At 64.8% G+C, this 21,855-nt stretch carries 19 protein-coding genes and 1 tRNA gene; 7 read left to right on the forward strand and 13 right to left on the reverse strand.

From position 1 onward, the window contains the following. Window positions 1–131 precede the first annotated feature (131 nt). Window positions 132–1,823, forward strand: a complete 1,692-nt coding sequence (locus tag GA0061098_RS13365) for a Na/Pi cotransporter family protein (protein WP_091956744.1) — start codon at window positions 132–134, stop codon at window positions 1,821–1,823. Window positions 1,824–1,832: 9 nt separating this feature from the next. Here the strand turns inward: GA0061098_RS13365 and GA0061098_RS13370 are convergent, their stop codons facing one another. The 6 genes from GA0061098_RS13370 to GA0061098_RS13395 form a co-directional block, all read right to left on the reverse strand. Continuing rightward, window positions 1,833–2,171 (reverse strand): lipid-A-disaccharide synthase N-terminal domain-containing protein, encoded by a 339-nt coding sequence (locus GA0061098_RS13370; RefSeq protein ID WP_018323154.1) that lies wholly within the window; start codon window positions 2,169–2,171, stop codon window positions 1,833–1,835. After that, complete coding sequence (locus GA0061098_RS13375; protein ID WP_165637340.1) at window positions 2,168–2,920, reverse strand: glycosyltransferase family 2 protein; 753 nt, start codon at window positions 2,918–2,920, stop codon at window positions 2,168–2,170. Before GA0061098_RS13375 ends, GA0061098_RS13370 begins: the two co-directional genes overlap by 4 nt. Window positions 2,921–2,984: 64 nt before the next feature. After that, on the reverse strand, window positions 2,985–3,830 hold the full coding sequence (locus GA0061098_RS13380; RefSeq protein ID WP_091956745.1) for a phosphatase PAP2 family protein: 846 nt from the start codon (window positions 3,828–3,830) through the stop codon (window positions 2,985–2,987). A 1-nt stretch (window position 3,831) separates the two neighbouring features. Beyond that, window positions 3,832–5,574 (reverse strand): ArnT family glycosyltransferase, encoded by a 1,743-nt coding sequence (locus GA0061098_RS13385; RefSeq protein WP_091956746.1) that lies wholly within the window; start codon window positions 5,572–5,574, stop codon window positions 3,832–3,834. Window positions 5,575–5,624: 50 nt separating this feature from the next. After that, window positions 5,625–7,733: a penicillin-binding protein 1C gene (gene pbpC, locus GA0061098_RS13390; RefSeq protein ID WP_091956747.1), complete on the reverse strand. Its 2,109-nt coding sequence runs from the start codon at window positions 7,731–7,733 to the stop codon at window positions 5,625–5,627. 122 nt (window positions 7,734–7,855) lie between these two features. Further along, complete coding sequence (locus GA0061098_RS13395; RefSeq protein ID WP_091956748.1) at window positions 7,856–13,060, reverse strand: alpha-2-macroglobulin family protein; 5,205 nt, start codon at window positions 13,058–13,060, stop codon at window positions 7,856–7,858. A gap of 407 nt (window positions 13,061–13,467) precedes the next feature. On the opposite strand from GA0061098_RS13395, the gene GA0061098_RS13400 reads away from it, so the two are divergent. From GA0061098_RS13400 to GA0061098_RS13410, 3 genes are all read left to right on the forward strand, one after another. Beyond that, window positions 13,468–13,544 (forward strand) — tRNA-Arg (locus GA0061098_RS13400). A 944-nt stretch (window positions 13,545–14,488) separates the two neighbouring features. Then, window positions 14,489–14,953: a hypothetical protein gene (locus GA0061098_RS13405; RefSeq protein ID WP_091956749.1), complete on the forward strand. Its 465-nt coding sequence runs from the start codon at window positions 14,489–14,491 to the stop codon at window positions 14,951–14,953. A 772-nt stretch (window positions 14,954–15,725) separates the two neighbouring features. Then, window positions 15,726–15,953, forward strand: coding sequence for a hypothetical protein (locus GA0061098_RS13410; RefSeq protein WP_245323294.1), 228 nt, complete (start codon window positions 15,726–15,728; stop codon window positions 15,951–15,953). A 33-nt stretch (window positions 15,954–15,986) separates the two neighbouring features. Here GA0061098_RS13410 and GA0061098_RS13415 read toward each other — a convergent pair whose 3' ends face one another. After that, on the reverse strand, window positions 15,987–17,273 hold the full coding sequence (locus GA0061098_RS13415; RefSeq protein WP_091956751.1) for a hypothetical protein: 1,287 nt from the start codon (window positions 17,271–17,273) through the stop codon (window positions 15,987–15,989). Window positions 17,274–17,389: 116 nt separating this feature from the next. Between GA0061098_RS13415 and GA0061098_RS13420 the strand changes: the two genes are divergently transcribed. Beyond that, window positions 17,390–17,617, forward strand: a complete 228-nt coding sequence (locus GA0061098_RS13420) for a DUF2171 domain-containing protein (protein ID WP_028144728.1) — start codon at window positions 17,390–17,392, stop codon at window positions 17,615–17,617. Between the two features lie 154 nt (window positions 17,618–17,771). Here GA0061098_RS13420 and GA0061098_RS13425 read toward each other — a convergent pair whose 3' ends face one another. Next, entirely contained in the window at window positions 17,772–17,990 is a 219-nt protein-coding gene (locus GA0061098_RS13425) for a hypothetical protein (protein WP_018323145.1), read from the reverse strand. Between the two features lie 690 nt (window positions 17,991–18,680). Here GA0061098_RS13425 and GA0061098_RS44925 point away from each other — a divergent pair. Next, the gene (locus GA0061098_RS44925; RefSeq protein ID WP_161499975.1) at window positions 18,681–18,854 is read left to right on the forward strand and encodes a hypothetical protein; all 174 of its coding nucleotides are present in this window, start codon (window positions 18,681–18,683) and stop codon (window positions 18,852–18,854) included. Between the two features lie 52 nt (window positions 18,855–18,906). Here the strand turns inward: GA0061098_RS44925 and GA0061098_RS43710 are convergent, their stop codons facing one another. The 4 genes from GA0061098_RS43710 to GA0061098_RS13445 all read right to left on the reverse strand — a co-directional run bounded on the left by GA0061098_RS43710 (window position 18,907) and on the right by GA0061098_RS13445 (window position 20,719). Continuing rightward, window positions 18,907–19,218 carry a hypothetical protein gene (locus GA0061098_RS43710; protein ID WP_129590850.1) on the reverse strand — a complete coding sequence of 104 codons (312 nt, stop codon included), beginning with the start codon at window positions 19,216–19,218 and terminating at the stop codon, window positions 18,907–18,909. After that, the gene (locus tag GA0061098_RS13435) at window positions 19,209–20,000 is read right to left on the reverse strand and encodes a hypothetical protein (protein WP_091956752.1); all 792 of its coding nucleotides are present in this window, start codon (window positions 19,998–20,000) and stop codon (window positions 19,209–19,211) included. Before GA0061098_RS13435 ends, GA0061098_RS43710 begins: the two co-directional genes overlap by 10 nt. A 174-nt stretch (window positions 20,001–20,174) precedes the next feature. After that, window positions 20,175–20,405, reverse strand: a complete 231-nt coding sequence (locus tag GA0061098_RS13440) for a hypothetical protein (protein ID WP_091956753.1) — start codon at window positions 20,403–20,405, stop codon at window positions 20,175–20,177. 77 nt (window positions 20,406–20,482) lie between these two features. Beyond that, a complete protein-coding gene (locus GA0061098_RS13445; RefSeq protein WP_028144733.1) occupies window positions 20,483–20,719 on the reverse strand; it encodes a hypothetical protein in 237 nt (78 codons plus the stop codon). Window positions 20,720–20,984: 265 nt separating this feature from the next. Between GA0061098_RS13445 and GA0061098_RS13450 the strand changes: the two genes are divergently transcribed. Beyond that, on the forward strand, window positions 20,985–21,332 hold the full coding sequence (locus GA0061098_RS13450) for a DUF6481 family protein (protein ID WP_091956754.1): 348 nt from the start codon (window positions 20,985–20,987) through the stop codon (window positions 21,330–21,332). A gap of 109 nt (window positions 21,333–21,441) precedes the next feature. On the opposite strand, the gene GA0061098_RS13455 is transcribed toward GA0061098_RS13450, so the two are convergent. Further along, window positions 21,442–21,687: a pentapeptide MXKDX repeat protein gene (locus GA0061098_RS13455; protein WP_091956755.1), complete on the reverse strand. Its 246-nt coding sequence runs from the start codon at window positions 21,685–21,687 to the stop codon at window positions 21,442–21,444. Between the last annotated feature and the right edge of the window lie 168 nt (window positions 21,688–21,855).

Below are 21,855 nucleotides of genomic sequence, written 5' to 3' on the forward strand. Positions count from 1 at the left end.
GCGGCGGACGCGCAACGCGCCGCGGGAACGTGCAGCTGGCGTAAACGTTAACGCCGATGCGCCAACAAAAGGTTTGAACCTCAAGCATTTGGCGCTAGCCTCACCAATCGACTCCAATCCGGACAGGGAGCATGGGAACGTTGGTTCTGCTCGATCTGATGGGCGGCGTTGCGCTGTTGCTGTGGGGCCTGCATATGGTCCACAGCGGGATATTGCGCGCCTTCGGTCCCGACCTCAGGCGCCTGCTCGGCAAGGCGCTGAGCAACCGCGCCAGCGCTTTCGCCGCCGGCCTCGGCCTCACCGCGCTGCTCCAGAGCAGCACCGCGACCGCCCTGATCACCAGCTCGTTCGCAGCCGAGGGGCTCGTCAGCCTCGCCGCTGCGCTCGCCATCATGCTCGGGGCCAATGTCGGCACGACGCTGATCGTGCAGGTGCTATCGTTCAATATCGCAGCCGTCGCGCCGGTCCTGTTCGTGCTCGGCCTCGTCGCCTTCCGCTCCGGCCCGCGATCGCGGATCAAGGATATCGGCCGCGTCTGCATCGGCCTCGGCCTGATGCTGCTCTCGCTGCACATCCTGCTCGACACGCTGGCGCCGGCTGAGAACGCACCGGGCGTCCGCATCGTGATGTCGGCCATCACGGGCGATCCCATATTGTGCATCGTCATCGCCGCCCTCGTCACCTGGGCAGTGCATTCAAGCGTCGCCAGCGTGCTGCTGATCATGTCGCTGGCCTATTCGCAGTTCATCACGCCCTACGCGGCGCTGGCGCTGGTGCTCGGGGCCAATCTCGGCAGTGCCATCAATCCCGTGTTCGAGGGCGCCAGGCGTGACGATCCCGCGAGCTACCGCCTGCCGGTCGGCAATCTCGTCAACCGCGTGATCGGGATTGCTCTCGTCCTGCCCTTCCTGGGCACGATCGCCGAGCACATGCACGCTTGGCAGCCCGATCTGGCCAAGATGACGGCGGCTTTCCACATCGCCTTCAATGTCGGCACCGCCGTCCTCTTCATCGGCCTGCTCGACACCATGTCGCGCTTGTTGACACGCCTCCTGCCCGATCGCGTGCAGGAGGCCGACCCAGCCCGGCCGCGCTATCTCGACGAGACCGCCCTGGAGACGCCGTCATTGGCGCTCGCCGACGCCGCCCGCGAGACGCTGCGGATGGGCGATCTCGTCGAGGTCATGCTGCGGAAGGTGATGGCAGCGATGATGACCGGCGACCGTGCCTTGGTCGACCAGGTCTCCAAGATGGACAATTTCGTCGACGGTCTCGACGAGGCCATCAAGCTCTACGTGACCAAGCTGATGCGGGGCAGTCTCGACGAGAGCGAAGGGCGGCGCGCGATGGAGATCATCTCCTTCGCCATCAACCTCGAACATATCGGCGACATCATCGACAAGAGCCTGAGCGAACTCGCCACCAAGAAGATCAAGCGACGCTTCCAGTTCTCGGCGGAAGGGGCCGACGAGCTCGCCGCCTTCCACAAGCGTACGATGGACTCGCTGCGTATCGCCTTCGGCGTCTTCATGTCGGGCGACGCCAACGAGGCGCGCAAGCTGCTGGTGGAGAAGACGGCACTGCGCAACACCGAGCTTGCCGCAGTCGAGCGCCACCTCGACCGCCTGCGCGAGGGTCGCCCCGAAACCATAGAAACGACCTCGCTGCATCTGGACGTGCTGCGCGATCTGAGGCGCATCCACTCGCACATCTGCTCGGTCGCCTACCCGGTGCTCGACGCGGCCGGCGTGCCCTATCGCAGGACCGAGGCGGAGACAGCGGCTCTGCCAGCCTCAGGCGCGGCCTCGGCGTTGCCGCGCTAAAACCTGGGCTCAGCGATCGAGCGTCTTCGAGGCGCGGCCGCGGTTCTTGATGATCAGCATGATGTTGCGGATATAGATGATGGTCGCGAGCGATTGTCCGAGGATGATGACCGGCTCGCGCTTCACGACGCCGTAGACCAGCGTCATCAGCCCGCCGCCCATCGAGCAGAACCAGAACGCCATCGGCACCACGCTGTTGCCGGCGCGCTCGCTCGCGATCCACTGCACCAGGAAGCGCGCGGTGAAGAACAGCTGCGCGACGAGGCCGAACGCCAGCCAGAAATCGAACTTGGCGACGAAGACGTCGTAGAGATAGTTGCTCAGCGCCTGACCGTATTGAATGATCATGCGTTCACCTCAGTCACATCGGGTGTCGGCTTCTTGCGGCGGATCAGCCACCACACGCCGGCGAGATCCATGATGCCGATCCACAGCCGGTCGAAGAAACCGTAGTTGGACACGCCGGAATGGCGCGGCCGGTCGATCACGTCGACATAGGCGATGTCGTAGCCTTCACGCCGGACCAGCGCCGGCAGGAAGCGATGCAGCCCGTCGAAATAGGGCATCATCAGGAAGACCTCGCGCCGGAATGCCTTCAGCCCGCAGCCGGTATCCCGCGTGCCGTCCTTCAGGATGGAGTTGCGGACGCCGTTGGCCACGCGCGACTGGAATTTCTTGAAGCCGGTATCCTTGCGTCCGACGCGCTGCCCCGCGGCGAGGCCGACGCGCCCTGCTCCCTTCTCGACCGCCGCGATCAGGTCGGGCAGGAAGGCCGGATTGTTCTGGCCGTCGCCATCGAGCGTCGCCACGATCGCGCCGCGCGCCGCGCGCACGCCGCTGCGCACGGCCGCGGACTGGCCGCCTGATCTGGCATGGCGGAGTTGGCGCAGATTGTCCCGCTGCGCCATGATCGCCGCGAGCCGTTCGCCGGTCGCATCGGTCGAGCCGTCGTTGACGTAGATGATCTCGTAGGCCCAGCGGCCATCGAGCGCGGCGCCGATCTCCGCGATCAGCGGCGCGATGTTGTCGGCTTCATTGCGCACGGGAACGACGATGGAAACCGAGGGCTGGGAAACCGAAGGCTGGGACGACGACAAATCGAGGCTCGTGGTTGGAATGGGCCTTCCCGGGGAACCGGCGGCCCCCGACAAGCAGCCGCTTTTATGGGGCGGATGCCCCGCGGGCAACCCTTTTGAGATGGCCCGAAACCGCCCCGGCAAGGGGCACAATGGTGCCATCGGCGCAGATGGCGAAGCCCAGCCGCCTGGCCGCGAACCAATAGCGGACCGCCATGGCGCCCACCGTGCCGACCAGGGCGCCGGCCACGACGTCGCTCGGGTGATGCGCGACCAGCACCAGACGCGTCAGCAGGATCACGATTGCGTAAGTGAACATGAACACGCGCAGGCGCGGCCACAATGCCGATACTGCAAATGCCAGAGCGAACGCTGCCACGGCATGGCCCGACGGCAGACTTGCATAGGCCCCCGTCCCCTCGAACGGCACGAAGTTGAACGGATTGGCCTTGCCGCCGACAAACGGACGTCCGCGGCCGATGATATATTTCAGGACCTCGGCAACGAATGCCGACACGGCAATCGACAGAAACACAAACTGCAGCCGTGTGCCGAGACCGAGGAGCAGCGCGCGGCTTGTGCCGTGAAGCCCGGCCGCAACGAGCGCCAACACCACCAGCAAGCCCCCGAGCACCGAGAGCAGATACTCGTCCTTGCCGAAATCGGTGAGGATGCGGATCGGCCACAGGCTTGGCGTGCCGCGCGCCGGCATCAGCTGGATCTCGGTCTGGTCGAACGCGAGCATCAGCGCGATGACGAGAGCCGCGCCCGCCACGCTGAGCCACAGCGAATGCCGCGCCAGTTTTCGCGCGGCCTCTGCGCGGCGCGAATGCGAGGGCGTGCGGACGAGCTGCGCCAGCGCGCGCCGGGACACGTCGAGCAATTGCGCGGGATAGCCCGGACGGGGCGCGGGGCTGGTCGTAACAGGCATCCTATTCGGTGCCTTCCGAGCGGAAGATCGAGATCGAGATCGCGCGGCCTTGCGAGAAATTATAGCCGTCGATGCGGGTACCGACCTTGTAGCGCAGCCCGATCGCCTCGGCGCGCTGCACGAAGCTCCGCTCCGAACGCTGCTCGATCAGCGCAAAGCGGCAGCTCCCCTGCCTCAGGAAGTCGGCCGCGCCCGACCCGTCCGTGAGCAGGGTCTGGGTGCCCGTCAGGAAGACGAGGCTCGGCTCGTGATAGCCGGCAGCAGCCGCCTTCGGCCCGACGCAGGTGACGTTGCGCAGGGCGCGCGCGACCTCGATGCTCGGAAACAGCGGCGTCAGCGACGGCAGCACGATGCCATACACCACCACCGCCAGCATCAGCGCCGCAACCAGCGCGTTGAGCAGCGAGCGCTCGGCGCGGTTGTTGTCGTAGAGCCACCAGGCGAACAGACCGAAGATCAGCGATGCCGCGATGAACGGCCAGGCCACAAAAGCCGGCTGCCGCGTCAGCATCACCGCGCCGACCACCGCGATGATGGAGGTGGCCGCGGGGATCGCGAACCACCAGGCCGAACCGCGCATCAGCCAGGAGCGCGACAGCACGCGCCGTTCCACCGCGCCGGCGGTGAGGATGGCGATCGCCGGATACAGCGGCAGCACGTAATGCGGGAGCTTGGTCAGCACCGCCTCGAACACGATCCAGGACGGGATCAGCCAGGCCAGCAGAAACTGCGCGCCGGGCTCGCGCCTAGCCCGCCACACCGCAGGTGCCGCCATCGCCGCGAGCGGCGCACCCGGCCAGAACGTGATCCAGAACAGCGCCAGGTAAAGTCCGGGCGGCGCACCATGGGATTCCTGGGCGCCGATCTTGCTCAGCATGTCGCCGCCGACGGAATCGGCAAAGAAGGCATCGCCCGCGCGCCAGAAGATCGCGACGAACCAAGGCAGCACCAGCACCAGCATCCACATCAGGCCCCAGACCGGGCGCAGCTTCCACAGCCAGGAGGCATCGCGGTCCTGGATCGCGAGCGCGACGATGGTCAGCGCCGCGAACATCAGGATCAGCGGACCCTTGATCAGGATGCCCACCGCAAGCGCGGTCCAGAAGATCGCGGGCCAGCTCCAGGGCGGATGCGTCTCGTCCTCGGCGCGCTGCCAGGACAGATAGGCGCGCGCCATCGCACCCATCGCGGCGGTCACGCAAAACAGCAGCATCGCGTCGGTCTTGGCCAGGCGCGCCTCGACGCCGAGCAGCACCGAAGCGCACATCATCAACGCCGCCAGCACCGCGGCGCGCCGCGTGACGAAGCCGAGCGCCGCCCAATAGGTCATGAGCACGGCACCGATCGCCCCGAACAGCGACGGCAGCCGGTAGACCCAGATTCGCAATTCGGCCTTCGGCAGCTTGAGCATCGAGGCGGCTTCGACCGTCGCCGATTGCAACCAGTAGATGCCGACCGGCTTCTTGTAGCGGACGTCCTCCTGAAAGCGGATATCGACATAGTCGCCGCTCTCGACCATTTGCTTGGTGGCCTGGGCGAACCGCGCCTCGTCGCGATCGATCGGCGGGATCGTGAAGAAGCCCGGCAGGAACAACAGCAGCGCGCACACGAGCAGGAAGGCGACGGCGCGGGCATGGCTGGCCGTGACGACATCGAGCATGCGCACGAGCCCGCTGCCCGGATTCGCGGGCGATTTCGGCTCGCGGGGAGCTCCAAAACGGGGTGTAGGATAGGTCTCGGCCATTGGTTCCGCTTACGCTGAAACCGCCATCGCCACAACCGCTTGAGGCAGGGTCATTGAATTCGAATGACAACTGTGTCCGCGGCGCCCGTGGCGTCGATCACGGTGAGCCGCGCAAAGCCCGGACCGGGCGGATCGATCAGGCGCTGGCGGCGGCCATCGATCTCGCCGAGCGCCGTGCCGTTAACCATGACGGTCATGGGCAGCACGCCGCCAGCGACCTTGACCGGCATCGCGGCGCTCTCCTGCCCCCCGGAGCGATCGACGTCGATCCGCGAGCCGTTCAGCGGGAACTGGATGTGCAGCGCCTGCTCGCGGCCGGTCCGCACCAGTTCTCCCACCGGACGGAACCGCTTCAGCGGCAACGGCAGCTTGGCGTTGCTGGCAACCAGGGTTCCCCTTGGCGGCTTCGGCAACGCGGCCAGAGTCTTGCCGGTGCGAGCGAAGGCATCGAACAGGATCGGTGCGGCGGCGACGCGCCCGATCAGGCCTGGAACCGGCGCGCCATCGGGTCGGCCGACCCAGACGCCGATGGTCATCCGGCCGTCGAACCCGACCGACCAGGCGTCGCGATAGCTGTAGGAGGTCCCGGTCTTGAAAGCGATGCGGTTGTGAGCGGCGTTCTCTGGCGGCGGCGTTCCCAGCAGCACGTTGCCGACCTGCCAGGCCGCGACCTGATCCAGCAGCCGGAGTGGCTCACGGTCGTCCTTGTCAGCCATCACCTCGCGCAGCGGCTTGGTGGTGCCGAGGCGGGCAAAGCCCGTATAGAGCTGGGCGAGATCCTGCAGCGTCACGCCGACGCCGCCGAGCCCCATGGCGAGCCCCGGCGCTTCGTCCTTGGGCAGAACCAGATTGCCGCCGGCCTGCCGGAGCCGCGAGGCCAGTCGGCTGGAGCCCACGCGGTCGAGCAGCACGATCGCGGGCACGTTCAGCGAGAGTTGCAGCGCCTTCCTCACGGGCACCGTGCCCTGGAAGGTCATGTCGAAATTTTCCGGCGCGTAGGAGCCGAAGCGGACCGGCCGGTCGTCGATCAGGCTCTCCGGATGGACGAAACCGTCCTCGAAGGCGAGCCCGTAGATGAAGGGTTTTAGCGTCGATCCCGGCGAGCGGATCGCGCGGGTCATGTCGACCTGCCCTGCCCGGCTCTCGTCGAAGTAATCGGCCGAACCGACGCGGGCGAGCACGTCGCCGCTCTCGTTGTCGACCACGATGATGCCGACCGAGATGTTCGGCCCGAGCGCAATGGCACGGTCGCGGGCCAGCGGCTCCAGCACCTTCTGCAAATTCGCATCCAGCGTCAGCTTGATGACCGGCTTATCCTTGACCGTCGACAGCGCGGTATCGGACGCATGCGGCGCCAGGATCGGCATCGGCTTGCGCAGCTTTGGCACGGGCACGGCCTTGGCATGCCTTGCGTCGTCTGCGCTGACCACTTGCTCCTCGACCATACGGTCGAGCACGCGATCGCGCGCCTTGCGCGCGGCCTCCGGATGGCGGTCGAGGCGGCGCGTCTCCGGCGACTGCGGCAGCGCGACCAGCAGCGCGGCTTCGGCCAGCGACAGGCGCTTCGGCTCCTTGCCGAGATAGCCGATCGAGGCGGCGCGGATGCCCTCGAGATTGCCGCCATAAGGCGCGAGCGCGAGATAGAGGTCGAGGATCTGCTCCTTGCTCATGCTGCGCTCGATCTCGATCGCGCGCACCATCTGCCGCAGTTTGGCGTAGAGCGAACGCTGTCGCCGCGGCTCCATCAGCCGCGCCAGCTGCATGCTGATGGTCGAGCCGCCAGAGACGATGTGGCCGCGCGTCGCCAGCTGCAACGCGGCGCGCCCGAGTGCGAGCGGGTCGAGACCGTTGTGCCTGTAGAAGTGCTGGTCCTCATAGGCGAACAGCAGCTTCAGATAGGTCGGGTCGACGCTGGATTTGGCATCGACCGGCAACCGCCAGCGGCCGTCCGCCATGGCGTAGGCCCGCAGCAGCTTGCCGTTGCGGTCGACGATGGTGGTGGAGACGTGCCGGGCTTCGTCGAGCGGGAGAGGTCCGAGGGAGTAGACCCAGCCGACGAAGCCGGTGATGGCGAGGATGAAAGAGAGTGCGAGGGCGGAGAGGATACGAAGGCCGCGGCCCCTTGCTGCGTCATGGCCGGGCTTGTCCAGGCCATCCATGTTCTTGCCCGCTGCGCCACAGTTCGTGGATGCCCGGGACATTTGCGCGAAGACGCGCTTCGCGCTTTTGCCCGGGCATGACGACTGAGTATGTGGCTCCGCTGCGCTCATTCAATCAGCACTCACTTCGCCGCCCGCACCTCGACGGTGCCCGTGCCCGTCCGGCCGTAGCGCGAGGGATTGTACATGTCCTCGACATAGGCTTGCGGCAGCACGTACTTGCCGGGCGAGACCACGCGCACGATATAGGCGACGGTGAAGACCGACTTCGAATCCGAGGCGCGATCGACCGCCGCAGTGAAGCGGTCGTCGCGGAACTCGGTATCCTCAGGCTCCTCGCCGTCTTCGATCCAGTCCAGCGTGCCGCTGTCGCCCGACGAGACCAGCTTCGGGTTGTCGATCTCGAGGCCGGCCGGCAGATAGTCGGACACCATGATGTGGCCGTACTCAGGCTTGGCCTCGGTGATCTTCAGCACCACAGCAAAGCGCTGGTTCTGCTTGACTTTGCTGATGTCGGCCGGCTTGCCGTCGAGCGTGAAGTAATTGCGCTCGATCTTGAAGCCGTTCGATGCTGCCGGCTCCGGCGTCACCGGCGAGCCAGACACCGAGACCACCGCCTGCACCGGCGCATCGCCGGTGTTGGTGATCTTCAGCGGCTTGCCCTCCAGCGTCGCGGCCTTATAGCTGCGGTACAGCGCGGTCTTGATCGGCTGACCGTCCACTTCCATGGACAGGTTCTCCTTGGCCAGCGCCCGCGCCGCCAGCACCAGCCACGCATTCTCCTGCGTGGAGGTGTAGGGCGTCAGCCCGCGCGCGGTCTCGACCCGCGACACCGCCTGCGTCAGCGTCGCCTTCGGTGCGTTGCCTTCGCTGGCAAGCGACACCAAAGCTGCGGCATCGCGAAGCTGCGAGCCGTAGTCGGTGCGGCCGAACTCGAGCACCGGCTTGGGCGCAAGCGAGTCGAGCGCGGCGCCATAAACCCGTTCGGCGCGGTTGCGGTCGCCGACGAGAGCGAGCGCCGCGGCGAGCTGCGACTTCGCGATCGGGGTTGCGAGGTTGCTGAGCTTGGTGTCGGCGAGATAGCGGAGATCGCCGATCGGCGCTGCGCCGTTGCGTGCGAGCACATAGAGGCCGTAAGCGAGATCGCGCCCGCCGTCCTTCTCCGGCTCGTTGCCGTTGACGACGGAGTTTCGGATGCGATCGAGCGCGTTCTTGAACAGCACGTCCGGCACCGCAAAACCCTTCTCACGGGCGCGGGTGAGGAAGTCCGTCACATAGGCGTCGAGCCAGGCATCGTCGCCGCCGGCCGACCACAGGCCGAACGAGCCGTTCGAGCCCTGACGCGCCAAGAGCCGCTCGATCGCGTCGCGGATGCGCTGGTCGACCTCGGTATCCATGGCGAGGTGCGCGCCGGCCGCGAGGTCGTTGACATAGAGCAGCGGCATCGCGCGGCTCGTGATCTGCTCCGAGCAGCCATAGGGATAGCGGTCGAGCGCTTTCAGGATCGTGGCAGCGTCGAGCGCGGTCGACAGGCTCGCCGAGACCGAGACGCTGCCGGTGCCCGGCACGAGGTCGGAGAACATGTCCAGGGTCAGCGTCAGGCTCTCGCCTTTCGCCAGGGTCCGGATTGACCGCCGTGCCAGCACCTGCGTCGCCGCCTTGACGTCGAACGCGTAGTGGCGCGCCAGCGTCAGCCCGTTCGGTCCCTTGATGTCGACATCGAGCGTCGCCTGCCCGGCCGCGGTCGCGTCGATCGCCAGCGCAAACGAGTTGCGCTGCTTGGCGGCGAGCTTGACCGTGGTGGCGGGATTGCCCGTCATCTTCACCGGGCCGCCGGTCTTCACGTTGATCACGTAGTCGCCGGCCTGGCCCTCGACATTGTCGATCTCGAGGTTGACCGTGCCGTGGTCGCCATTGAGCAGGAAGCGCGGCAGCGTCGTGGTCAGCACCACGGGGTCGCGGATCACGACGTCGGTGTTGGCGCGGCCAAGCTTGGTCGCGGTCCACGCCACCGCCATCACGCGCGCGGTGCCGGCGAACTCCGGAATGTCGAAGCTGACTTCCGCACTGCCATCGGCGCCAACCGTGACGATGCCGGAATAGAGCGCCAGCGGCTTCTGCGCGGGCGGCGAGCCCTGCAGCTCGCCAGCGCCGGCGTCACCGCCGGACTTGATCTGGCCGCGCGTGCCGGACATGCCGTCGATCAGCTGCCCGTAGAGGTCGCGGATTTCGGCGCTCAGGCGGCGCTGGCCGAGATAGTAATCGTCCGGCGCCGGCGGCTTGTAATTGGTGAGGTTGAGGATGCCGACATCGACTGCGGCAATGACAATTTTGGCGTCCTCGCCCGGATTGAGCCCGTCGAGCTTGACCGGGATCTTCAACGCTGCGTTCGGCCGGATCAGCGCCGGCGGCGACAGCTTCACCTGCAAGGTGCGGGTCTGCTTGTCGATGCCGAACCATTTCAGCCCGATCGCCCGGCCCGGCATGCGCTGGGCCGCGGCATCGAGCGGGCGGCGCAGCGTCGCCACCACGTAAGCGCCGGTGCCCCAGTCCTTGGCGACCGGGAGCTTCACCTGGGCAGTGCCTTCCTTGACGTCGATCGTCTGCGTCGTCAGCAGGCGGTCGCCGAGCACGTTGATGGTGAGCTTGCCGGCACTGCGGACATTGACCGACACCGTCATGGTGTCGCCGGAGGAATATTGCGGCTTGTCGATCGAGGTCTCCAGAAGGTCCGGCGTGTCGGCGCTGCCGTCGGAATACCAGCCGACGTCGAATTGCACCGAGGTCACCGGGCCATCGGCGTCGTTCGACTTCACATCGAGACGGTAGCGGCCGGGCTGGGCGTTGAGCGAAATACGCGCCGGCTTGTCGGCCGTAACGGTCACATCACCGTCGGCAACGCGCGAGGTCGACTTGACCGGCTCGTACTCCCAGTAATTGTTCTGGCGATACCACTGGTAGCGCGACTCCATCTTCAGGAGCTCGTAGCGCAGGCCGTCGCGGCGCAGCTTCTCACCCTCGGGCGAGACGAACAGGACATCGAACTCGGCCTTGTCGCCCTCGGCGACGTTCTTCTCACCGAATAGCGGCTTGACGCCGATCAGGGCGGTCGCGGGCGCCACCGGCAGCACGATCTTGCGCTCGACGGCGCGGCCGCCGGTCTCCACCATGCGGACGAAGATCTGGGCTTCCTGCGGACGGGTCGAAGCGGGCTGCTTGTCCAGCGTCACCGGGAAGGTCGCAACGCCATTGGCGTCGGCTTCAGGCAGGTTCTCGAGCGGCGTGCGTTCGTTCGAGGTGGTCTCCTCGTCGGCGACGCCGAACTGGTAGCCGGCAAAGCCGGGGCGCTCGCTTGCGGGCGCGACCAGCATGTCGCCTTCGAGCTGCAGGCCGGACGCGGGCGCGCCATAGAGGAAATGGCCGTCCGCCTTAAGCTCCACTGGAGCGTTAGCTTTGATCAGCTCGTCCTTGGCGGACAAGTTGAATTCGATCCGATCAGGAACGTAGTCCTCGACCATGAAAGTGGTCTCGCCGACCGACGAGCCTTTCGGGTCGGTGAAGGCGCGCACCCGCCACGTCCCAGTCGGAACGGCCGAGTTGAGCGGCACGGACAGCGTACGGCCGCCGGCGCCCTGGTCGGCGAGCGCGGCACGTCGGTATTCGACGCCATCAGGGCGCTCGATCACCAGCGTCAGCGGTCCGCCGCTGACGGCATTGCCCTGCCCGTCGCGCAACAGCACGGTGAGATAGACGGTCTCGCTGGACCGGTAGACGCCACGCTCGGCATAGACGAAGGCATCGGCGCCTGCAGGGACCGCACGGCCGGAGACGCCGCGATCGGACAGGTCGAAGGCGGAGGACTTCAGGCTGAGGAAGGCATAATCGGCCTTCTCACCCGTGACCGTCAGCATCGCCGGCGACAAGCCGCCCTCGCCGCGCGCAAGCCCCGCCTCGAACAGCACGTGGCCACTGTCATCGGTCTTGCGGGTCGCCAGGATCTCGTTGTTGCGGGCAACCAGCCGCACCTCGGCCTTGCCGACCGGATCGGTCGAGGCCAGCGAGTTCACGAACACATGGATACCATCATTGCCGGAATAGGCGGAAACGCCGAGATCGGAGACGATGAACCATTGGGTGGCGAGCTGGTAATCGTCGTCCGAACCCGGGCCCTTGGCGGCGGCCGTCATCACGTAGACGCCCGGCTGGAGCTCGCCGAGTGCCTGGTCGACCGGAAACGCCGTGGTGACGTCCTGGTTCAGCGTCATCGCGGTCGCAAGCTCGCCGGTCCAGACCTTCACGCCGCGCTCGCCGCCGAGATCGGAGAGCTGGTATTTCGACAGCGTCTTCTGGAAATCGCTGTCGACCACGGTGTTGATCAAATTGCGGTCGCCGATCCGGAACACGTTGATGTTGACCGCGGGCGTGTTGACGCTGACCACGGGAATGCCGCGCTGGCCGGTCCGGGGCAGCACATAGGCCCGGCTGGTGAAGCGCACGAACGGCTTGCGGTCGCGCACATAGACGTTGAACTCGGCCGATTTCGGCAGCCCCTCCTTCACAGTGGACGGCAGGCCGGCGCGCAGATTGATGTTGTAGCGCTCGCCGTGCTTCAGCCCGTCGACGCAGAGCTGCTTGCCTTCGGCCGACAACGCCGGCTTGTCCTGGCCCGCCAGCGTCAGAAACGGCGCGAAGTCGGTGCGCTTTGCCAATTCCTCGGAGAACTGGAAGCAGGCGCGCGGACTCGCCGAATCCGAGTCCACGGTGTAGTCGAGCAGCCGGAAGCCGTGCTCGTCGCGCATCTTCTCATATTGGCCGCGGACGTCGGCGACCTCGCGCATGTCGAGCGACAGCCGCAGCGAATCCAGCGCCGGCCGCCATAGCTTGCGCTCCGACAGCGACTTGCCGAGCACCGCAAGCGCGTCGGCCTCCTCGCCCGGATTGCCGGCACGGAGGTAGGCGATGTAGGCCGCGGTCGAGGCGCGTTCCAGCAGGAAGGTCTGCTCGCTCGAGCTCTTCGGCGAGATCTGGAAGATGACCTTGGCAAGCCGCAGCCAGTTGCCGGCGTCTTCCGGCGTGGTCGCCGCGATCTGGCCGAGCACCGACAGGCCGGTGCGATAATCACTGCGCCGGAAGGCGGCGTCGGCGTCCGTCTTCAACGTCGCATTGGTCTTGGCGACGGGCCCCGCCTCGCTCTTGATCTGGGCCTCCAGCTTGATCGCGGAATCGGCGAGGTCGTCGCGCTTGAACGCCTTGTCGGCAGCGTCTGCCGCGCTGAAGCCGAGCGCCAGCGTGGCGCAGATTGTGACGGCGCGGACAAGACCGATCATGATGGACTCCCGGAAATCGCGGACAGCCGCCCGCAGGCAGCATGAAATGCGCGGAAAGGTGACGGACTCAAGGCGATGGAACCAAAGGTGCTAATCGTCGCATTCGCCATGGAAAGGCAAGCCCAGAGGAGACCGATCAAGATACCGCCGCTCACGCCGTCCTGATGGCGCAGCGATACCCGACCCGTCGACCGGCGGCCACATCCCGGAAGCTGGCCAGCGTTCCCGGCGATGTGATCCATCGTCCAGTCTGCGGCCGCTCAACCCGGCACCCTGACATGCCACCGTCTCGCTTTGTCGCGGCTCTGAGGAAAACGGTTCGGTTCAGACTTGGCGAAAGACGATATTTTTCATATTTGGCATGGTAGATGAACAGCCGGCCTCCCAACGGAGGCTGGCGTAGCGACGGTCCCATAGCTCAACTGGATAGAGTAGCGGATTTCTACTCCGCGGGTTGCAGGTTCGAGTCCTGCTGGGATCGCCAGTCATTCCCCTCGCATATCAATAGCTTGGCGCAGTTTCGGCTTCGTTCTGCGGGCAAGATCGTGTTGCGCGGCGCTCCAACTCGTTTCCCGCAAATTCAGGGTGTTACGCGTCATTACAAATCGCTCCACGCAACACGGGCGCAACAGGCGCTTTCGCGATCTGTTCACTACGGATGGAGGCCGGTTATGATCCGCGCCTTGTTGGTCGCGTTCGTCGCGAACAACCCTCTATCCACACCCACGACACGCAGTAGCTCGCGCGCGTTCCGCGGCTCAAGGGATTGATAGTTTGACTCTCGCCGGCGCCGCGTTTCGATGGCGCGATGACCAAATCAGAGAACAGAGCAGCCGCTAGGTCGTGGCAAGCAGAGCGCCAGCGCCAAATGAGCGAAGCCATTCAAGCAGAGCGCGTCAGGGCCGACCTGGCGGAGCTCGATCGGCTTCGCAGCTATCTTATCAAAAGCAGGACCGCCGGCTACGCACGGCCTCTGATTGACGCAAATCGACGACTATGTTGAGGCCATCACCGGAGATCGCACGAAGCTGCACGCCCAAAACCACAAGTGCGGATGAGGCCCACCAAGGTGAACGCCCCCGCGAGGGCCGCAGGAGCCGCGCTGAACAGCTCCCGCGGCCGGTGCCGCGACGTTCCGCACGATCGGCGCGGCGCTGCAAGTGCTAGCACGGAGGCTAGTCAGCGTGAATGGCGCGCGCCGCCCGCCCATCCAGGCGCTCTAATTAATCGGGGGCTTGTCTTCCCGATTGAGCAGCCCAATCGTCGTTCAAGCTCTTCCTTCTTCGCCACCAGTCTCGCGGCGAGAATGTCATTGACGACTGTGTGGAGTCGCCACAGCTCTTCGAGAGACATGCTCTCAAACGGCTTCCGTTCCATGACCCGCCCCCGACTCACGAATTGCCCATAGCTTGGGGCTATGATCGGCAGATGGCAACTCGGGGGTTGGTTGCGCGGAAAGTTACCTACACCTGCGGCGCCGACCTAGTTTATTGGAAGCTGAACGACCCGACCTTGACCGCGAACGGCGCAACTGAGCTTGCGCTAATCGGTTTCGCAGGACACCTAGTTCAGCAATTCGACATTCGAGAAACACGATACGTTGGTGCAGAGCAACAGCGGCATCGACAATTCGATCGGGAATACTCATCGCGACCTCAATACAACTGGACTGAAAAACATCTCAACAATCATAGTATTACGACAGTAGACGGGCACGGTTGCAAGGCGAATTCTTGGGCAGCGCTCGCCGTCGTGGCCCTGGGAAAGGAACACCGGGGCGGACTGAATCGGCAGGTGATTCCCGAGGCGTCGAAAGAAAAACCCGCCGACCTGGGAGCCGGCGGGTTCTCAATGCCCATGCGTATCGCAGTACTCATCACCAATCCGCAATAGAGCAATGCTACTGGCCGGCGGTTGACGTCCGGCTACGTTATCTGTTCACCGGTCCTCAGCACACCACCGGGAAAATCTAGGCGCAGGAGCGCCTATAGGGCTTGGATCAGACGCTTTCGGTCAACAGCGGCTCGCTGTCCTCCCGGTCGCAGTCGTCCTGCTCAAGATCGGCGAAGTAGCCGCCCCCGCCAGGCGTGCTCCTGGTTGATCGCTCGATCAAAGCTGCCAAGGGATCCCGCGAGCTCTGGGAGCAGATGGCTGCGGACGGGGGTGCCTAAACGCGGCCATCGAAGCAATTATAGCGATTATTCGTCCACGTCAGCGGCCTCAGAAATTGCAGGCGGCGCTATGGTTCGAAAAAATTGCACGGACCCGACTTCGCCTTCGACCTCTCGGAAGGCCAACTCCATCGAAATTGAATCTCGGCTGTTTATCGCATCGAAAAGCCCAATCCGATCGGCGCCAGAGAACATATTGTCCACGAATTTGATGCGATACTGGGATTTCTTGTCGGGGCGTGCTGCGGTCGTCTTAGATGCCGCCTTAAGCAGAGCCTCGTTCGTGGCCGTGACCGCTTCTACGGCCGGTTTCTACTCCGCGGGCAGGTTCGAGTCCTGCTGGGGTCGCCAGTCTCATTCTCAATCCACCGCCCTTCACGAACGCGTGGGTAACCATACGCGGGCCTTTGAACCGTGCCGATCAGCCCTATGTAAGCGGCGGGCGAATTGCGCCCGCGTTAAGGACTCCGATGCTTCCTGCCGAATGGACGAGAATGGCCATCGCATCTGCGGTGGCGATCGTCGCGATGTCGTATCTGGCAATCGACGCAGGCGTTGTGAACACCAGTGTGGTCACCAGGCCCATCAAGGTGGCTCAAGCATCGATCATTGGTGCCGCCATGGGCCAGCATCACCTTTCCTTCGCCGTTCAGGAGTGGGCGCGTCCCAGCCGCGACAAGAACGAAAAACCGGCCTTGGAGCACTGCCTGGCGATCGACTGATCGAGGCGCCCACTTCCGGGTAAGCGACGACATTCATCCTCCGCCACCTGTCGACTGACGAACCTGCCACCAGTGCGCAATCGCTGAGGTGAGATCGTCCCATACCTTCGTCGGCAAATCCGAGACCGCCACCCGCACGCTGTATTGGTCCGTGGTCGCGTCGTGAAACCACTCGGTCGCGGCAAAGTCGAAGCCGAAGCTGCCGGCATGGCGAATCGGGAGGCCCTCGGCGCGCAGTTCGTTGCTCATGTCCTCGGCGGCCTGCCGCGCGCTCGCCTCTTCGAGAGGGCGCCTGCCCCGCAAGGTGACGTAGAGACCGTGGGCGAAATGGAGTTCGGCCGAGAGTGCCGGGAGTGTTGCAGCAAAATGGCGGGCCATGCTTCGGCCGTTGCGCAGGATCGCCGCAACACGCCTCTTCGTGAGGGCCCAGTAGGCCGCGCTGCCGACAAAGGGCGGGAAGTGTGCCGGCAACGCCGCGCCGCCGAGAAGTCGCACCGCGTTGCGGGTTTCGGCTGCAAGACGTGTCCATTCAGGCCGCCCTGCCCGCTGCTGGTCCTCATTCCCCTGCACGAAAACCGCCGAGCCGAGGCGGCCGTATTCCGCCCCGAGCGAATCGAGCTTGTTGTGGCTTCGCACCAGCACCAGTGGAATTCCGTATCGCCGGGCCCAGCTCAGGACGCGCCGGATCCGGCCCGAGCTGCCCGCGAAGCATGTCGTATCGAAAATCACGAGATCGAGACCCGAGCTGTCGCTTCGGATCGCCGCCTCAAAAGCGCTGGCGCGGGAGCAGGAATCCAAAAGCAGAATTTTCGGCGAATTCGCCGAAGCAAACGCATCGCCCAACGGCGGACTCAAAGCCACGAGCCGCAAATGAGGAACAAGGCCCCGGATCAGCTCCAGCGTCTCGCCGTAGGAGCCGGGAAGCACCAGCAAATCAGCCTTCTCGACGATTTGCGCGGAGGCCAGCAGTACGGCGGAGATCGCAGCCATGCCCGAGGCAGTATAGATAGCCGGGCTCATGCAGCCGCATTCGAACTCATAGAAGGAAGGACCGCGCACCGTAAGATCGGCCCGCTGGTAATCGTAACTGAACTTGAAGGGCCCGCTGACGGGATCGGCGCTGTGCGACCAGGCTGTTTCCGTTGCCTTCCACTCGTTCAGCTCGTGCTCTGCCCTGAGCGCCGCAGTGATCTGGAATTTGGACCTGACGACCTCGTCGACCGATCGCGGACGCGTCAAATCGAGCGGATGGCTCAGGCAATCGTTTAACAGCCCGAGTTCCCTGTGCTTCCGTTCCAGATAGGCCTGAATGGTCTCCATGCGCGTCTTGGGCAGATCCGATCGGACGTCAACGTGCGGAAATCGCCTTGGGTCCAACGCACGCCTGCTGCAACGAACGTCGATCCTGGCCGTTGAGACGGTGCAAGGAGGACAACATGTCTGAGATCAGAGAGCACATGAAAATCATCGGCAAGGACGGTGCACATGTCGGCACCGTCGACCGCGTCGAGGGCAATCGCATCAAGCTGACGCGGAAGGACAGCCCGGAAGGTCACAAGGACCATCATCACTACATCGACATGAAATATGTCGGTGCCGTCGAAGGCGATGTCGTCAAGCTTTCAATGAATGCCGACGCCGTACCGAAGACGGAAGCCGCCTGAACATTGAGCCCCTTCGGGGGCTTTTTGTTTGTTCACGATCCGACTCCGCTTCGTTCCAAAAGCACGAATCGTAATCGCAAAATCGGCGCTGCGCTTTTCTTAACATCGCGTTTCGTCGGGTCGATCACGTAGCCATCGATCACGTAGCCATCGATCACGTAGCCATGGGCACGAGCGTCGGCCGCAGCAGGTAGGCGTCGATCGCAGCGTTCGACAACAGCAGCCTGCGGCGCTCTCCTCGCAGCATCAACCTATCGATCCTGTTCAGGATGAAGCGGGCGGAATCCTCGTGCTCGCCTGTGAGCAGCCCGGATCGGTCGAGATATTTCCAGGCAATGTCGAAGGACTGGGCGCGTAACTCGGGGTCGGTCATGGACGGCCAACGTCGGCGGGGAACGGAGGTTCCTGTTTGAGCGCGAGCGAGGCGGGTCGCCTTGCGCAACGCCAGGCGTATCAAACACGGCACAACAAAATGAGCAGCGGCGTGGAACGAGATCACGACCGGCACGTTAGATGGCTTGAAATCAAGTGGTGCCGACCTGCCAGCCCCGGTCGGCTTTGAAGGGCCCCGTGCTTGTCCCCCGAGCACGGGGCTTTCTCATGCAGATCAACCGGCTGACCGAGTTCGGCCCGTCATCGTCTGACGCGAAATTCCCCTGCGAAGGCCCTCAGTCCGTCCGCTCGTCCCGCTGGTCGCGGGCCAGCTCGTGCCAGGCCAGCGCCAACTGGATCAGCCGTTGCCGGTCGGCGCCTTCCGATGCCGCGGCCTGCTTCATCGCGGCCTCCGCTTCGTGCTGTGGGTCGTACTTGGTACACATGAGACCGACTCTAGCGGGCTATCTGGACAAGCCCATGGCAATTTCGTCCGTATGATTGCGGGGTAAGTCCGCGTCTCCGGACTGAGAACAAACGCCCCGGCACGATTGCCTCTCTGCATGCATGCGCTGATTGCGAAGCCATTTGGCTGGGCTTCATCCAGGCGATCTGTGAATTGTGTCACAGTCCGCGACCTGCATCTCGGTTAAACCATGTTTCGACGCTCCAGCAGCACGCGGAGGCATCGATGGTATTTCCCGTCATGACACAAGAAGCAGCAGCTCCGGCCAACGTCCCGACGCAACGACAAAGGACCGACCTGCTCGGCATCGCCTATCTCGGGACCATCGGCATCGTGATGCTGGCCTGGATCGCCGGCCTGGTCTGGGGCGCGATTGCGTTCTTCAACTGGCTGGTGTGACGCAGGGCAAACCGTCGCGTTGGCGAGCGAGGCTCGCCGCCGCGATCGTGCGCTAGAACAGGCAGTGCAGCATCTGCCCCAGCTTGATCCCGCCGCAAACGATCATGGCCCAAAGCGCCAAGCTGATCTGGATTGCATCCAGCATGTCCCACGTCCCCGCGAATCGTTTTCTCAACGTTTTTTCTTTTGAGAATCGCGTGAAGCGGCACCGGGAGCCAGTGCTATTTTGAGGCAATTGTTGTGCGCCGCCGAACGTCGCGCCGAGATACGCATCGAGACATTCGGTGGACGGCACCAGAACAAAAAGAGGCGGGCTTTCGCCCGCCTCTTTCAGATGAGGATGCGACCAGTGCCTTAGCGGCACGCTCGCGGATCGGTCGGCACGTACTGCCCGTCCGGATAGCGGTAGTAGCAATTGCCCTGCGCCCAGTAGTAGCCGGGTTGGGATGCGGCGGTGGCACCGGCGATGGCTCCGGTCGCGCCGCCGAGAACCGCGCCCGCGGCAGCCCCTGTTGCGTTGCCCGAGATCAGTCCGCCCAGCACGCCGCCGACGATGGCGCCGCCAAGCGCGCTCGCGCCGGGATCAGCCGGCGGCGGCGGAGGTGGCGGTGCATAGGCGACTGGAGGCGGCGGCGGGGCATAGGCCACCGGCACGTCGTCGTAATACTCCTCGGAGATGTAGGCCGGCGGGCCGGCCATCCGCTGCGGATAATAATACCAGACCCCGCCAACGTCCCACCACCAGCCGGAGCGGCCGTTGTGGACTTCGTGGCGCCAGCGCCCGCCGTCCCAGGAGCGATTGCCGCGATAGGCATGTCCGCCCCAGTCCCGCGTCGGAGCGGGACCGCGGGCGACATAGCGTCCCGGCGGTGGGCCGCCGGCGCTGTGCGGACCGGGACCCGCATGGGGCTGGCCACCGGGCTGCGGCGCGGGCCGGGCCGCCTGCTGCGGCGGCGGGCCCCTGCGCATGTTCTGACTGTCCGCAGGCGGTGCCCCTGCGCCCGGGCGGGCCGGAGGTTGACCGGCGTCCCTTGGTGGCCTGGCGTCCCTCGACGGCCCGGCGTCCTGGGCCTGCGCCGAAACCGCGAGCAACGACATGGCCGAAACCAAGGGAATGATGATCTTCATGCGGCTGGACGCACTCATGCGTGCTTGACCCCTACTCTCTCGAATGCCGTGGTGCCTGGCGCGATAGACGATTCGGATCGCGCTCGGCTTGATGCCGGCTGACATAGCTGACCCGCTTTGTTCGGCTAAGTCGCGTTACAAATGATTAAGATCACGGCAATTTTTCGGCTCGACGGGCCGCGCTGAGTGCTTCTAGCGGGCCGGCTCGATCACGTTGCAATTGCTCCGCCCGGACATCAGGCAGTCCTGCATCTTGCTGGCCGCGGTAAGGTCCCGCGCGAGCCACCAGCCGACACCGAGGATTAGGATCGCGATGATCAAGCCGGCGATCGCGCCGCGGCGGTTATCGCCGGATTGAAGCTTCGGCTGGGATTTCGGCTTCTCGCCCGGTTCGGGCTTGGACTCGAGCTTGGACGTGGACATGGCTACCTACCGTGCGGGCGCCGGCTTACCACCTCTGCGACGTCCCGTCACATCCCGATCAGCCCAGCTCGTCAGGTTCAGCCTCGGGTCGCCCGGATCGCATCCTTGCGCGAGGTTTCGACCGCCGGGATCGCCTGCTGGAGCCGCGGTGCACAGGTCGTGAGCACGAACGCGGTCTGGGTGCATTCCCAGTCGGCACCCAGGACGGCGCTCTCGATGGGCTGGGGACGAGCGAGCAGCAGCGCGGCGCCGGCCACGGCTATCAGGGCCAAGGCGATTGCCAGCGCCTTCTGGCGGAAGCGGAAGATCGTCATGCCCGTGCTCCGTCTCGTATCGGGGCGGACGCTAGGCGTCGCCCTCGTGCTCCCTTATGAGGGACATCACAATTCGGCAGTTTTTCGGGGCTACGAGATCGTCGGGTCGGCGATTTTTCGTCTACCTGATCGGCTGCGATTATGGGTGGCTTCGCGACGCGCGCCGATGTACACGCTTCTGCGTCGCGTGGCGCCCGCTATGCCCAGCCGACGTACCAACACGCAGTGATGTAGGGCTGAAAGTGAGGAAGACAAGGTTCGTTCGATGAGTGGATTCAGGGAACCAGGCTTCTCCGACCGACAAAAGGCGGCGCAGGAAGCACGCAAAAATCTTTTGAACAAATTCAAGTCGCAGCCGGGTCACGACGATCCGGCGGTTGCGGCACGACGCGCCGAGCGCGAGGCACTCGCGGCCAAGCGCGCCGAGACAAAGGCCACGCGCGAGGCCGAAAAGGCCGAGCAGAAGCGTATCGCGGAAGAAGCCGCAGCCGCGGAGGCAGCCCGGATCGCCCGCGAGGCGGAAGATGCGGTCGCCAAGCAGGCTGAAATCGAGGCCGAGCAGAAGGCCAAGCGCGACGCCCGCTACGCCGCCCGCAAGGCCAAGCGCAAGTAGCATTCGCGGTCGCGTTCAACTGAATTTGAACTGACTATTCCGGGGCGGTCCACGTGACCGCCCCTGGATTTTCGACGCACGTCCTTCTGCAGCGGACGACAGTCGAAGATCAGTTCTTCTTCATCATCCCGTCGTCCTTCTTCATCCCGTCCTTGGACATGTGGTCCTTCTTCATGCCGTCGTCCTTGGACATGGTGTCCTTCTTCATCATGCCGTCCTTGGACATCGTGTCCTTTTTCATCATGCCGTCATCCTTGCCCATCTTGTCTTGAGCGAAGGCGGCCGGCGCGAGCGCGAGGCTGAGCGAGAGAGCGGCAGCGGAGACGCCGAGCACGATACGGGTGCGAATGGTCATGGATCATCTTCCCTTCGAGATGGTGTTTGTCAGCGACGGACGCCGCTATTCAATCTCGACGGATGGACGCCCCGCATTGTTACCCCGCCGCGAGATAAATTTTTGACGAGCCTGCTGCGATCCGCGGTTCGAAGGAGGCCAGGGCCTGCGGCGGGAAGAGGATGTGTG

This window comes from Bradyrhizobium shewense, assembly GCF_900094605.1.
GTDB lineage: Bacteria > Pseudomonadota > Alphaproteobacteria > Rhizobiales > Xanthobacteraceae > Bradyrhizobium > Bradyrhizobium shewense.